The 14,037-nt window shown below is 53.5% G+C and carries 11 protein-coding genes and 2 tRNA genes; 12 read left to right on the forward strand and 1 reads right to left on the reverse strand.

Features of this window, described 5'->3' with window-relative positions:
• Positions 1–96: 96 nt before the first annotated feature.
• The 4 genes from folP to PUZ33_RS03820 all read left to right on the forward strand — a co-directional run bounded on the left by folP (position 97) and on the right by PUZ33_RS03820 (position 2,927).
• Positions 97–945, forward strand: coding sequence for a dihydropteroate synthase (gene folP / locus PUZ33_RS03805; protein ID WP_020687345.1), 849 nt, complete (start codon positions 97–99; stop codon positions 943–945).
• Positions 938–2,275, forward strand: a complete 1,338-nt coding sequence (gene glmM / locus PUZ33_RS03810) for a phosphoglucosamine mutase (protein ID WP_013098919.1) — start codon at positions 938–940, stop codon at positions 2,273–2,275. The genes folP and glmM overlap by 8 nt, the downstream gene beginning before the upstream one ends.
• Before the next feature lie 223 nt (positions 2,276–2,498).
• Positions 2,499–2,831 (forward strand): preprotein translocase subunit SecG, encoded by a 333-nt coding sequence (gene secG, locus PUZ33_RS03815; RefSeq protein WP_003861803.1) that lies wholly within the window; start codon positions 2,499–2,501, stop codon positions 2,829–2,831.
• A 9-nt stretch (positions 2,832–2,840) separates the two neighbouring features.
• Positions 2,841–2,927 (forward strand) — tRNA-Leu (locus PUZ33_RS03820).
• 177 nt (positions 2,928–3,104) lie between these two features.
• Here PUZ33_RS03820 and argG read toward each other — a convergent pair.
• Positions 3,105–4,451, reverse strand: coding sequence for an argininosuccinate synthase (gene argG, locus PUZ33_RS03825; RefSeq protein ID WP_029883387.1), 1,347 nt, complete (start codon positions 4,449–4,451; stop codon positions 3,105–3,107).
• 286 nt (positions 4,452–4,737) lie between these two features.
• On the opposite strand from argG, the gene PUZ33_RS03830 reads away from it, so the two are divergent.
• The 8 genes from PUZ33_RS03830 (at position 4,738) to pnp (ending at position 13,984) form a co-directional block, all read left to right on the forward strand.
• A tRNA-Met gene (locus tag PUZ33_RS03830) sits at positions 4,738–4,814 on the forward strand.
• A 207-nt stretch (positions 4,815–5,021) separates the two neighbouring features.
• Positions 5,022–5,474 carry a ribosome maturation factor RimP gene (rimP, locus tag PUZ33_RS03835; RefSeq protein WP_014833432.1) on the forward strand — a complete coding sequence of 151 codons (453 nt, stop codon included), beginning with the start codon at positions 5,022–5,024 and terminating at the stop codon, positions 5,472–5,474.
• 28 nt (positions 5,475–5,502) lie between these two features.
• Entirely contained in the window at positions 5,503–7,005 is a 1,503-nt protein-coding gene (gene nusA, locus PUZ33_RS03840) for a transcription termination factor NusA (RefSeq protein WP_013098917.1), read from the forward strand.
• A 24-nt stretch (positions 7,006–7,029) separates the two neighbouring features.
• Positions 7,030–9,720, forward strand: a complete 2,691-nt coding sequence (gene infB / locus PUZ33_RS03845) for a translation initiation factor IF-2 (RefSeq protein WP_013098916.1) — start codon at positions 7,030–7,032, stop codon at positions 9,718–9,720.
• A gap of 102 nt (positions 9,721–9,822) precedes the next feature.
• Positions 9,823–10,227 carry a 30S ribosome-binding factor RbfA gene (rbfA, locus tag PUZ33_RS03850; RefSeq protein ID WP_003024988.1) on the forward strand — a complete coding sequence of 135 codons (405 nt, stop codon included), beginning with the start codon at positions 9,823–9,825 and terminating at the stop codon, positions 10,225–10,227.
• Complete coding sequence (gene truB, locus PUZ33_RS03855; protein ID WP_013098915.1) at positions 10,227–11,177, forward strand: tRNA pseudouridine(55) synthase TruB; 951 nt, start codon at positions 10,227–10,229, stop codon at positions 11,175–11,177. Before rbfA ends, truB begins: the two co-directional genes overlap by 1 nt.
• Before the next feature lie 156 nt (positions 11,178–11,333).
• A complete protein-coding gene (rpsO, locus tag PUZ33_RS03860; protein WP_013098914.1) occupies positions 11,334–11,603 on the forward strand; it encodes a 30S ribosomal protein S15 in 270 nt (89 codons plus the stop codon).
• Positions 11,604–11,845: 242 nt separating this feature from the next.
• Complete coding sequence (gene pnp / locus PUZ33_RS03865) at positions 11,846–13,984, forward strand: polyribonucleotide nucleotidyltransferase (RefSeq protein ID WP_013098913.1); 2,139 nt, start codon at positions 11,846–11,848, stop codon at positions 13,982–13,984.
• Positions 13,985–14,037 lie beyond the last annotated feature (53 nt).

The raw sequence follows: 14,037 nt of genomic DNA on the forward strand, positions 1-14,037 counted from the left end.
CACTGCTGTTGGCGAGTGTGTCTGTACCTCAAACCCTGGAGCTTGCTCCGGGGTTTTTCTTTTCTGTTTAACCACATTAATACCAGGGATTTAGCCATGAAACTTTTCGCCCAGGACTCGCATCTCGATCTCTCACATCCGCATGTGATGGGTATCCTGAATGTTACCCCTGACTCCTTCTCAGATGGCGGAACGCATAACACGCTTATTGAGGCGGTAAAGCACGCCAATCTGATGATCAACGCGGGGGCAACCATCATTGACGTTGGCGGTGAGTCGACGCGTCCGGGGGCGGCAGAAGTTTCAGTGGAGGAAGAACTGGCGCGCGTGGTGCCGGTGGTTGAAGCCATCGCACAACGTTTTGAGGTGTGGATATCCGTGGACACGTCTAAGCCAGAGGTGATTCGTGAAGTGGCGCGAGTGGGTGCTCACATCATCAATGATATCCGCTCTCTGACCGAGCCGGGGGCGATTGAAGCGGCTGCGGAAACCGGGCTGCCGGTTTGTCTGATGCATATGCAGGGAAAACCGAAAACGATGCAGGATGCGCCTAAGTATGAGGATGTCTTTGCAGATGTGAATCGCTTCTTTATTGAGCATATTGCACGCTGTGAGCGTGCAGGTATCGCAAAAGAGAAATTGCTGCTCGACCCGGGGTTCGGTTTCGGTAAAAATCTCTCCCACAATTATGCGTTGCTTGCGCGTTTATCCGAGTTTCATCATTTCGGCCTGCCGTTGCTGGTTGGCATGTCGAGAAAGTCGATGATTGGGCAGTTGCTGAATGTCGGGCCGAGTGAACGCCTGAGCGGCAGTCTGGCCTGCGCGGTGATTGCAGCAATGCAAGGCGCGCATATTATCCGTGTCCATGATGTTAAAGAAACAGTAGAAGCCATGCGTGTGGTGGAAGCCACACTGGCAGCGAAGGAAAAGAAACGCTATGAGTAATCGTAAATATTTTGGTACCGATGGTATCCGTGGGCGCGTAGGCGATGCTCCAATCACCCCTGATTTTGTGCTTAAGCTTGGCTGGGCTGCTGGCAAGGTTCTGGCACGTCATGGCTCGCGTAAGATCATCATTGGCAAAGACACCCGCATTTCCGGCTATATGCTGGAGTCTGCGCTGGAAGCCGGTCTCGCCGCTGCCGGGCTTTCAGCATCCTTTACTGGCCCAATGCCAACACCTGCTGTCGCCTATCTGACGCGTACCTTCCGCGCGGAAGCCGGCATCGTGATTTCAGCCTCACATAACCCGTTCTATGATAACGGTATCAAGTTCTTCTCCATCGATGGCACCAAGCTGCCGGATGATGTGGAAGAGGCGATCGAAGCCGAAATGGAAAAAGAGATCACCTGTGTTGATTCCGCTGAGCTGGGCAAAGCAAACCGTATTGTCGATGCGGCTGGCCGTTACATTGAATTCTGCAAAGGGACCTTCCCGAACGAGCTAAGCCTGGCTCACCTCAAAATTGTGGTGGACTGTGCAAACGGCGCGACGTATCACATTGCGCCGAATGTTTTCCGCGAGCTGGGGGCGAAGGTGATCACCATCGGCTGTGAGCCTGATGGTCTGAACATTAACGAACAGGTTGGTGCGACGGACGTTCGTGCCCTGCAGGCACGCGTGCTGGCAGAAAAAGCGGACCTGGGTATTGCCCTGGACGGCGACGGCGACCGTGTGATCATGGTTGACCACGAAGGGAACAAGGTCGATGGCGACCAGATCCTCTACATTATTGCGCGTGAAGGTCTGCGTCAGGGACAGCTGCGCGGCGGTGCGGTTGGCACGCTGATGAGCAACATGGGTCTGGAGCTGGCATTGAAACAGCTGGGGATCCCGTTTGTTCGCGCGAAGGTGGGTGACCGCTACGTGCTGGAAAAACTGCAGGAGAAAGGCTGGCGCATTGGCGCTGAAAACTCCGGCCATGTGATCCTGCTCGACAAAACCACCACCGGTGACGGCATTGTGGCAGCGCTTCAGGTTGTTGCCGCGATGGCACGTAACCATATGAGCCTGCACGATCTGTGCAGCGGCATGAAAATGTTCCCGCAGATCCTTGTGAACGTGCGCTTCACCGCAGGCAAAGGCGATCCGCTGGAAAATGATAACGTCAAAGCGGTGATGGCAGACGTTGAAGCTGCGCTTGGCAACCGTGGGCGTGTCCTGCTGCGTAAGTCAGGTACTGAACCGCTGATCCGCGTGATGGTGGAAGGCGAAGACGAAGCGCAGGTGACTGAATTTGCGCACCGTATTGCAGATGCTGTAAAAGCTGCATAACTTTTCACAGTAAGTGTTTAAAAAGGCGGCGCTTGCCGCCTTAGTTTTAAGCATTTAATGGCTTTTTGCTGTTTTTTTCTGCAGTTGATACAATGCGTCAAAATTGCCCTTGCGAAGGTCATTCGCTTTGGTTAGTATTCACACCCGCTTCAGTGGGAAACAAAAATCCTGCTAATTGGTCGAAGCATTGGTATGCGGCAAATCCGCAAGGAACAGGTTGATTATGTACGAAGCTCTTTTAGTTATTTTCCTTATTGTAGCCATCGCTCTCGTAGCGCTGATTATGCTGCAGCAAGGTAAAGGCGCTGATATGGGAGCCTCCTTCGGAGCAGGCGCTTCCGGTACGCTGTTCGGTTCAAGTGGTTCTGCGAACTTCATGACCCGTACCACAGCGATTCTGGCTACGCTGTTCTTTATCATCAGCCTGGTGCTTGGCAATATCAACAGCAACAAGACCAGCAAAGGAAGCGAGTGGGAAAACCTGAGCGCGCCAGCGAAAACTGAGCAGACTCAGCCAGCTGCACCGGCTAAGCCAACCAGCGATATCCCGCAGTAAGTATTCCGTACCGAGGTGGTGGAATTGGTAGACACGCTACCTTGAGGTGGTAGTGCCCTAACGGGCTTGTGGGTTCGAGTCCCATCCTCGGTACCAATATTCCAGAAAAAAGACGTCGAAAGACGTCTTTTTTTGTTTGTATTTTTTATCGATCGTAGGCCCGGTAAGCGCAGCGCCACCGGGCAAAATGGCGGGTGGCGCTGCGCTTACCCGCCCTACAAAAGGCCACAAAAAAGGCGTCCATCGGACGCCTTTTACACTTCACATCAGCGATTACTTCTTATCGCTGTGCTCCAGGTTTTCAACCTGCGGCAGGCCGTTACCGGAACTGGCTGACAGCAGGCCATTCTCAACGTAGTTGAACAGCTTCTCACGGGTATCGGTGATATCCAGATTACGCATGGTCAGCTGACCGATACGGTCATCAGGTGAGAATACGGATTCACCTTTTTCCATAGTCAGACGTTCTGCTTTGTAGGTCAGGTTGTCAGACACGGTGTTCAGGATGGAGTAGTCATTCCCGCGACGCAGTTCCAGAGTGACTTCGCCAGTGATAGCGCTTGCCACCCAACGCTGCAGGGCATCACGCAGCATCAGTGCCTGTGGATCGAACCAGCGGCCCTGATACAGCAGTTTACCCAACTGACGGCCATGGGAGTGATACTGCTCGATGGTATCTTCGTTGTGAATGCCGGTCAGCAGACGCTCATAGGCAATGTGCAGCAGCGCCATCCCCGGGGCTTCATAGATGCCACGGCTTTTCGCTTCGATGATACGGTTTTCGATCTGATCGCTCATACCCAGGCCGTGACGACCGCCGATGCGGTTCGCTTCCAGCATCAGTTCCACATCATCAGAGAAAGTCTTGCCGTTCAGGGCAACCGGATGGCCACGCTCGAAACGCACGGTCACTTCTTCTGCCGGGATTTTGACGCTTTCATCCCAGAATTTCACGCCCATGATTGGGTTAACGATTTTCACGCTGGAGTTCAGGAACTCCAGATCTTTTGCTTCGTGCGTTGCGCCCAGCATGTTGGAGTCAGTGGAGTAGGCTTTTTCGACGGACATTTTATAGTCGAAGCCGCAGGCGATCATAAATTCAGACATTTCATGACGGCCGCCCAGCTCATCGATAAAATCGGTGTCCAGCCACGGTTTGTAAATCTGCAGCTCGGCGTTGGTCAGCAGGCCATAACGATAGAAACGTTCAATGTCGTTGCCTTTATAGGTACTGCCGTCACCCCAGATGTTCACGCCATCTTCTTTCATGGCGGCAACCAGCATGGTGCCGGTCACGGCACGGCCCAGTGGGGTGGTGTTGAAATAGGTCAGACCGCCGGTGGTATTATGGAACGCGCCACACTGGATAGCAGCAATACCTTCGGCAACCAGCTGCTTACGACAATCAATCAGACGTGCGTTCTCTGCGCCATACTCTTTAGCACGACGAGGAATGGCATCATAGTCGTCCTCATCCGGCTGACCCAGGTTCGCAGTATATGCATACGGAACCGCTCCCTTTTGACGCATCCACAGCAGTGCAGCGCTGGTATCCAGGCCGCCTGAAAAAGCGATGCCAATACGTTGTCCTACCGGAAGATGCTTGAGAATCGTCGTCATAAAATAAAACCCTGCGTGATTGACTGATTAGAGACCGCTTTCGCTCTCGATGCATGTTTATGCAAAATAAGTGAGTATTCATTTAATCATCTTTTGTCGATGACCGGAAGAGACTCGTGCGTTTTTTGTAAAAATTTCCCTCCGTATGCCCTGGCGGAAACTGAGTTGACAGATGGGGCTCACTATCAATATACTAAACGCCGGTTTTACGTCCCGTCTTCGGTACCAAATCCCAGCATTATTTGCAAATTCTGTCCAAAACGCGTAGAATTTGCCACGTTTCAGGCGCGGGGTGGAGCAGCCTGGTAGCTCGTCGGGCTCATAACCCGAAGGTCGTCGGTTCAAATCCGGCCCCCGCAACCACTTTCCCATAAAGTCATTTTTCAAATATACTGTGAAGACTCAGAGCCTTCGTAGCTGGATTTGAAAAAATTCTTTCGGAGAGTGCTCCAGGCCACAGTTGTGGCTATAGGGTTCAGTTATCTAAAGCCCCGATTTATCGGGGTTTTTTGTTATCTGACTACAGAATAACTGGGCTTTACGCCCTTTTTTTATGTCTTGGGGGTGGGCTTGTCCACATTAGAGCAAAAATTAACAGAGATGATTACTGCACCGGTCGAAGCACTGGGCTACGAACTGGTCGGCATCGAATTCGTTCGCGGCCGCACATCGACGCTGCGCATCTATATTGATAGTGAAGATGGCATCAATGTTGATGATTGTGCTGATGTTAGCCACCAGGTGAGTGCGGTTCTTGATGTTGAAGACCCAATTACCGTTGCGTACAACCTGGAAGTTTCCTCACCTGGCCTCGATCGCCCGATGTTCACGGCCGAGCACTATGTGCGCTTTACCGGTGAAGAAGTGGCTCTCGTTCTGCGTATGGCCGTACAGAACCGCCGTAAATGGCAGGGAATTATCAAAGCCGTTGATGGTGAAATGATCACGGTAACAGTCGAAGGCAAAGATGAAGTGTTCGCGCTGAGTAATATCCAGAAGGCGAACCTGGTTCCCCACTTTTAACAGTCTGGATTGAGGTGAAAAGCCCGCGATGAACAAAGAAATTTTGGCTGTTGTTGAAGCCGTCTCCAACGAGAAATCACTGCCGCGTGAAAAGATTTTCGAAGCGCTGGAAAGTGCACTGGCTACAGCAACCAAGAAAAAATACGAACAAGAGATCGATGTTCGCGTAGAAATCGATCGTAAAAGCGGTGACTTCGATACATTCCGTCGTTGGGTAATCGTTGAAGAAGTGACCCAGCCAACCAAAGAGATCACCCTGGAAGCGGCGCGTTTTGAAGACGAAAGCCTGAACGTTGGTGACTATGTTGAAGATCAGATTGAATCTGTGACCTTCGACCGTATCACCACCCAGACCGCAAAACAGGTTATCGTGCAGAAAGTTCGCGAAGCCGAGCGTGCGCTGGTTGTCGATCAGTTCCGCGATCAGGAAGGCGAAATCATCACTGGCGTGGTGAAGAAAGTGAACCGCGACAACATCTCTCTGGAGATCAAATCCGAAGGGATGCCGGGCAACGCTGAAGCTGTGATTCTCCGTGAAGACATGCTGCCGCGTGAAAACTTCCGCCCTGGCGACCGTATCCGTGGTGTGCTGTATGCCGTTCGCCCTGAAGCGCGTGGTGCACAGCTGTTCGTGACCCGTTCTAAACCAGAAATGCTGGTTGAACTGTTCCGTATCGAAGTGCCGGAAATCGGCGAAGAAGTTATCGAAATTAAAGCGGCGGCTCGCGATCCGGGCTCCCGCGCGAAAATTGCGGTGAAAACCAACGACAAGCGTATCGACCCGGTCGGTGCTTGCGTCGGTATGCGTGGTGCGCGTGTTCAGGCGGTCTCTACCGAGCTGGGCGGCGAACGTATCGATATCGTTCTGTGGGATGACAACCCGGCGCAGTTCGTGATCAACGCAATGGCTCCGGCGGATGTAGCGTCTATCGTTGTTGACGAAGACAAACACACCATGGATATCGCTGTTGAAGCGGGTAACCTGGCGCAGGCAATCGGCCGTAACGGTCAGAACGTACGCCTGGCGTCACAGCTGAGCGGCTGGGAACTCAACGTGATGACCGTTGATGACCTGCAGGCCAAGCATCAGGCTGAAGCCCATGCGGCGATCGATACCTTCACGAAATACCTGGACATTGACGAAGAGTTCGCCACGGTTCTGGTAGAAGAAGGTTTCTCTACGCTGGAAGAACTGGCCTATGTGCCAATGAAAGAGCTGCTGGAAATTGACGGTCTGGATGAACCAACCGTTGAAGCCCTGCGTGAACGCGCTAAAAACGCACTGACCACCCTGGCACTGGCTCAGGAAGAAAGCCTTGGCGATAAAAAGCCGGCTGATGACCTGCTGAATCTGGAAGGTCTTGATCGTGCGATTGCGTTCAAGCTGGCTGCCCGTGGTGTTTGTACGCTGGAAGATCTCGCTGAGCAAGGCGTTGATGACCTGGCTGATATCGAAGGTTTAACCGACGAGAAAGCCGGCGAACTCATCATGGCCGCACGTAATATTTGCTGGTTCGGCGACGAAGCGTAATAAACTGTAGCAGGAAGGAACAGCATGACTGATGTAACTGTAAAATCGCTGGCTGCTGAGATTCAGACCTCCGTAGACCGCCTGGTACAGCAATTTGCTGATGCAGGGATCCCGAAGACCGCTGATGACTCAGTGACGGCAAACGAAAAACAAACCTTGTTAGCGCACCTCAACCGTGAACACGGCTCTGCGCCTGACAAGCTGACGCTGCAGCGCAAAACGCGCAGCACGTTGAATATTCCAGGTACCGGTGGCAAAAGTAAATCGGTACAAATTGAAGTCCGCAAGACGCGCACCTTTGTAAAACGTGATCCGCAAGAGGCAGAGCGCCTTGCCGCGGAAGAGCAGGCACAGCGTGAAGCGGAAGAACAAGCTCAGCGTGAGGCAGAAGCAACTGCCAAACGTGAGGCAGAATTAAAAGCTGAACGTGAGGCCGCAGAAAAAGCGAAACGCGACGCAAGTGAAAAAGTGAAGCGTGAAGCTGCGGAAAAAGACAAAGTGAGCAATCAACAGACAGACGAAATGACCAAAACCGCCCAGGCTGAAAAAGCCCGTCGTGAAAATGAAGCTGCCGAACTGAAGCGTAAAGCCGAAGAAGAAGCACGCCGCAAGCTTGAAGAAGAAGCGCGTCGTGTGGCTGAAGAAGCGCGCCGTATGGCAGAAGAAAACGAGAAGAACGGTATTGATACCGCTGAGCAGTCTGAAGATACCAGCGACTATCACGTGACCACTTCTCAGCACGCGCGTCAGGCTGAAGATGATAACGACCGTGAAGTAGAAGGCGGCCGTGGCCGTGGTCGCAATGCGAAAGCAGCGCGTCCGGCGAAAAAAGGCAACAAACACGCCGAGTCTAAAGCTGACCGTGAAGAAGCGCGTGCAGCCGTGCGTGGCGGTAAAGGCGGCAAACAGCGTAAAGGTTCTTCCCTGCAGCAGGGCTTCCAGAAGCCAGCTCAGGCCGTTAACCGTGACGTTGTGATCGGCGAAACCATCACCGTTGGCGATCTGGCGAACAAAATGGCGGTTAAAGGCTCTCAGGTCATCAAAGCGATGATGAAACTGGGCGCAATGGCGACCATCAACCAGGTGATCGACCAGGAAACCGCACAGCTGGTTGCCGAAGAGATGGGCCACAAAGTTATCCTGCGTCGTGAAAACGAGCTGGAAGAAGCAGTAATGAGCGACCGTGATACCGGTGCTGCGGCAGAACCGCGTGCGCCAGTTGTGACCATCATGGGTCACGTTGACCACGGTAAAACCTCTCTGCTCGACTACATTCGTTCTACGAAAGTGGCTTCCGGTGAAGCGGGTGGTATTACCCAGCACATCGGTGCATATCACGTAGAAACCGACAACGGTATGATCACCTTCCTGGATACCCCAGGCCACGCCGCGTTTACCTCAATGCGTGCTCGTGGTGCTCAGGCGACAGATATCGTTGTTCTGGTTGTTGCTGCAGACGATGGCGTCATGCCACAGACCATCGAAGCTATCCAGCACGCGAAAGCGGCGGGTGTGCCGGTTGTGGTTGCAGTGAACAAGATCGATAAGCCAGAAGCGGATCCAGATCGTGTTAAAAACGAACTGTCCCAGTACGGCATCCTGCCAGAAGAGTGGGGCGGTGAAAGCCAGTTCGTACACGTGTCTGCGAAAGCAGGTACTGGTATCGACGAGCTGCTGGACGCGATCCTGCTGCAGGCTGAAGTTCTGGAGCTGAAAGCGATCCGTAACGGTATGGCGAGCGGCGCGGTCATCGAATCCTTCCTGGATAAAGGCCGTGGCCCGGTGGCTACCGTTCTGGTTCGCGAAGGTACACTGCATAAAGGCGATATCGTCCTGTGTGGTTTCGAATACGGTCGTGTTCGTGCGATGCGTAACGAACTGGGTCAGGAAGTGCTGGAAGCAGGTCCATCCATTCCAGTGGAAATCCTCGGTCTGTCCGGTGTGCCGGCTGCCGGTGACGAAGTGACCGTTGTGCGTGACGAGAAGAAAGCGCGTGAAGTTGCACTGTACCGTCAGGGCAAATTCCGTGAAGTTAAACTGGCTCGTCAGCAGAAATCTAAACTCGAGAACATGTTCGCGAACATGGCTGAAGGCGAAGTTCACGAAGTGAACGTCGTACTGAAAGCTGACGTTCAGGGTTCTGTGGAAGCGATCTCCGACTCCTTGCTGAAACTGTCTACTGACGAAGTTAAAGTGAAGATCATCGGTTCTGGCGTAGGTGGTATCACCGAAACCGACGCAACCCTGGCGGCTGCCTCTAACGCCATTCTGGTTGGCTTCAACGTGCGTGCTGATGCGTCTGCTCGCCGCGTGATCGAAGCAGAAAGCCTGGATCTGCGTTACTACTCCGTCATCTATAACCTGATCGACGAAGTGAAAGCAGCGATGAGCGGTATGCTGTCTCCAGAGCTGAAACAGCAGATCATCGGTCTGGCCGAAGTGCGCGATGTGTTCAAATCACCGAAATTCGGTGCGATCGCGGGCTGTATGGTTACCGAAGGTACCATCAAGCGTCACAACCCAATCCGCGTACTGCGTGACAACGTGGTTATCTACGAAGGCGAGCTGGAATCTCTGCGCCGCTTCAAAGATGACGTTAACGAAGTCCGTAACGGCATGGAATGTGGTATCGGCGTGAAGAACTACAACGACGTTCGCGTTGGCGATATGATCGAAGTGTTCGAAATCATCGAGATCCAACGCAGCATCGACTAATCCTGTTGGGATAGGTCCATATGTCGGCCGGGATCGCCTCGTGCCACCCGGCAATAATTTCAAAAAGGGGCTTTAGCCCCTTTTTTGTCTGGAGAATTTATTATGGCGAAAGAATTTGGTCGCCCGCAGCGCGTAGCGCAGGAAATGCAGAAAGAGATCGCGCTCATTCTGCAACGCGAAATTAAAGATCCGCGAGTGGGCATGATGACCACCGTGTCCGGCGTGGAGATGTCCCGTGACCTCGCGTATGCCAAAGTGTTCGTGACGTTCCTGAACGATCAGGACGAAGCGGCAGTGAAAAATGGCATTAAAGCGCTGCAGGAAGCCTCTGGTTTCATCCGCTCTCTGCTCGGCAAAGCGATGCGCTTGCGTATCGTGCCTGAGCTGACCTTCTTCTACGACAACTCCCTGGTCGAAGGTATGCGTATGTCCAACCTGGTGACCAGCGTGGTGAAACATGACGACGAACGTCGTGTTAACCCGGCGGACGACAGCAAGGAGGACTGATGAGTCGTCCTCGTCGTCGTGGCCGCGACGTGCATGGTGTGCTGCTGCTGGATAAACCCCAGGGCGCATCCAGCAACGACGTGCTGCAAAAAGTGAAGCGTATTTATAATGCCAACCGTGCGGGCCATACAGGCGCGCTGGACCCCCTGGCGACGGGCATGCTGCCCATCTGCCTGGGGGAGGCAACAAAGTTTTCTCAGTACCTGCTGGATTCCGATAAACGTTATCGCGTTATCGCCAGGCTGGGCCAGCGCACGGACACCTCCGATGCCGATGGTCAGGTGGTGGAAGAGCGTCCTGTGACGTTTAGCGCAGAGCAACTGGATGCGGCGCTGGAGAGCTTCCGTGGCGATACGCTGCAGGTGCCGTCGATGTATTCTGCACTGAAATATCAGGGTAAAAAGCTCTACGAATATGCGCGCCAGGGTATTGAAGTGCCGCGTGAAGCCCGCCCGATCACCGTGTATGAACTGCTCTTTATTCGCCACGAGGGTGACGAACTGGAGCTGGAAGTGCACTGTTCGAAAGGTACCTATATTCGCACCATTATCGACGACCTGGGCGAGAAGCTGGGCTGCGGTGCGCATGTTATCTACCTGCGTCGCCTGGCCGTCAGTAAATATCCGGTTGAGCGGATGGTGACCCTTGAACATCTGCACGCGCTGGTTGAACAGGCGCAAGCGCAGGGTGTTGCCGCGGCAGATTTGCTTGACCCGCTGCTGATGCCGATGGATAGCCCAGCGGCCGACTTCCCGGTTGTTAATCTTCCTTTAACATCGTCCGTTTACTTTAAGAACGGAAACCCGGTTCGGACCACGAATGCACCGCTGGAAGGCCTGGTACGCGTGACCGAAGGGGATGACGGTAAGTTTATCGGCATGGGTGAAATGGACGGTGAAGGACGCGTTGCGCCCCGCCGTCTGGTGGTGGAATACCCGGTCGAAGGCTGACGGCGATATCAGCTCACCTTGCGGTAAACCGGTGAGGCGAGTAGAATATCGCGGCTTAACGTCCGGCAAATTGTTTAACAATTTTGCGGGGCGTATACGGGGATCGCTGAATTAGAGATCGGCATCCTTACATTCTTTATACTTTGGAGTTTGAAAATGTCTCTAAGCGTTGAAGCTAAAGCTAAAATCGTTTCTGAGTTTGGTCGTGGTACTAACGACAGCGGTTCTACCGAAGTTCAGGTTGCACTGCTGACTGCACAGATTAACCACCTGCAGGGTCACTTTGCAGAGCACAAAAAAGATCACCACAGCCGTCGTGGTCTGCTGCGTATGGTTTCTCAGCGTCGTAAACTGCTCGACTACCTGAAACGTAAAGATGTTGCACGTTACTCCGCGCTGATCGAGCGTCTGGGTCTGCGTCGCTAAGTCTTGCGAGTTTCAGAAAAGGGGGCCTGATGGCCCCTTTTTTCAACCGGACCGCAGCAATTCACTGGAAACTATTGTATTGTTGCTATAAATGATCTTCCTTGCAGAGGTTCGCGCGGCTAATGAGAGGCTTCACCCATGGGGGTGTTGGTTGTCATTAGTCGCGAGGATGCGAAGAAGGTCGGGTTAAATCGTCAGCACACCGGTGGTGTGCTGTCAAACATTTAAGAAAGGACAGAATTTTGCTGAATCCGATCGTTCGTAAATTCCAGTATGGTCAGCATACCGTCACGCTGGAAACCGGCATGATGGCACGTCAGGCTACTGCTGCCGTTATGGTAAGCATGGATGACACCGCGGTATTCGTGACCGTTGTTGGCCAGAAAAAAGCTAAACCAGGTCAGGACTTCTTCCCACTGACCGTTAACTACCAGGAGCGTACTTACGCTGCCGGTAAAATCCCGGGTGGCTTCTTCCGTCGTGAAGGCCGTCCAAGCGAAGGCGAAACCCTGATCGCGCGTCTGATTGACCGCCCGGTTCGTCCGCTGTTCCCGGAAGGCTTCGTAAACGAAGTGCAGGTTATCGCGACCGTGGTTTCCGTTAACCCACAGGTTAACCCGGATATCGTTGCGATGATCGGTGCCTCCGCTGCGCTGTCTCTGTCCGGTATTCCATTCAATGGTCCTATCGGTGCCGCGCGTGTTGGTTACATCAACGACCAGTACGTGCTGAACCCGACTCAGGAAGAGCTGAAAGAAAGTAAGCTGGACCTGGTTGTTGCCGGTACGGAAGCCGCCGTTCTGATGGTTGAGTCTGAAGCAGAGCTACTGAGCGAAGACCAGATGCTGGGCGCTGTGGTCTTCGGCCACGACCAACAGCAGGTTGTTATCCAGAACATCAACGAGCTGGTGAAAGAAGCCGGTAAACCACGTTGGGACTGGCAGCCTGAAGCCGCTAACGACGCGCTGAACGCACGCGTTGCTGCACTGGCTGAAGCGCGTCTGAGCGATGCATATCGTATCACCGACAAGCAGGAGCGTTATGCTCAGGTTGACGTGATCAAAGACGAAACCATCGCCACGCTGGTTGCTGAAGACGAAACGCTGGATGCTAACGAGCTGAGCGAAATTCTGCACGCAATCGAGAAAAACGTTGTTCGTAGCCGCGTACTGGCTGGCGAGCCGCGTATCGATGGCCGTGAAAAAGACATGATCCGTGGTCTGGACGTGCGTACTGGCGTACTGCCACGTACTCACGGTTCTGCGCTGTTCACCCGTGGTGAAACGCAGGCGCTGGTTACCGCGACCCTGGGTACTGCACGTGACGCACAGATCATCGACGAGCTGATGGGCGAGCGCACTGACAGCTTCCTGTTCCACTATAACTTCCCTCCGTACTCCGTAGGGGAAACCGGTATGGTGGGTTCGCCTAAGCGTCGTGAAATTGGTCACGGTCGTCTGGCGAAGCGCGGCGTGCTGGCAGTGATGCCAGACGCAGACAAATTCCCGTACACCGTTCGTGTGGTTTCTGAAATCACCGAATCCAACGGTTCTTCTTCCATGGCTTCCGTGTGTGGTGCCTCTCTGGCGCTGATGGATGCAGGCGTGCCAATCAAAGCCGCCGTTGCGGGTATCGCAATGGGTCTGGTGAAAGAGGGCGACAACTTTGTTGTTCTGTCTGACATTCTGGGCGACGAAGACCACCTGGGCGATATGGACTTCAAAGTAGCGGGTTCCCGCGACGGTATCTCTGCACTGCAGATGGATATCAAAATTGAAGGCATCACCAAAGAGATCATGCAGGTTGCTCTGAACCAGGCAAAAGGTGCGCGTCTGCACATCCTGGGCGTGATGGAACAGGCTATCAACGCGCCACGCGGTGATATCTCCGAATTCGCTCCGCGTATTCACACCATCAAGATCAATCCAGACAAGATCAAAGATGTTATCGGTAAGGGCGGTTCCGTGATCCGTGCGCTGACCGAAGAGACCGGCACCACCATTGAAATCGAAGATGACGGTACTGTGAAGATCGCAGCGACCGACGGCGAAAAAGCGAAATTCGCGATTCGTCGCATCGAAGAAATCACTGCAGAAATCGAAGTGGGCCGTATCTACAATGGTAAAGTGACCCGTATCGTTGACTTTGGCGCGTTCGTTGCCATCGGTGGCGGTAAAGAAGGTCTGGTACACATCTCTCAAATCGCTGACAAGCGCGTTGAGAAAGTGACCGATTACCTGCAGATGGGTCAGGAAGTACCGGTTAAAGTTCTGGAAGTTGACCGCCAGGGCCGTATCCGTCTGAGCATTAAAGAAGCAACCGAGCAGTCTCAGCCAGCTGCTGCGCCAGAAGCACCGGCAGCAGAACAGCAAGGCGAGTAAGGTTGCCATTTGCCCTCCGCGTCGCGGAGGGCCATTATCAGGCAGGACGCCTT

Source organism: Enterobacter cloacae complex sp. 2022EL-00981 (assembly GCF_028737495.1).
Lineage (GTDB): Bacteria > Pseudomonadota > Gammaproteobacteria > Enterobacterales > Enterobacteriaceae > Enterobacter > Enterobacter cloacae.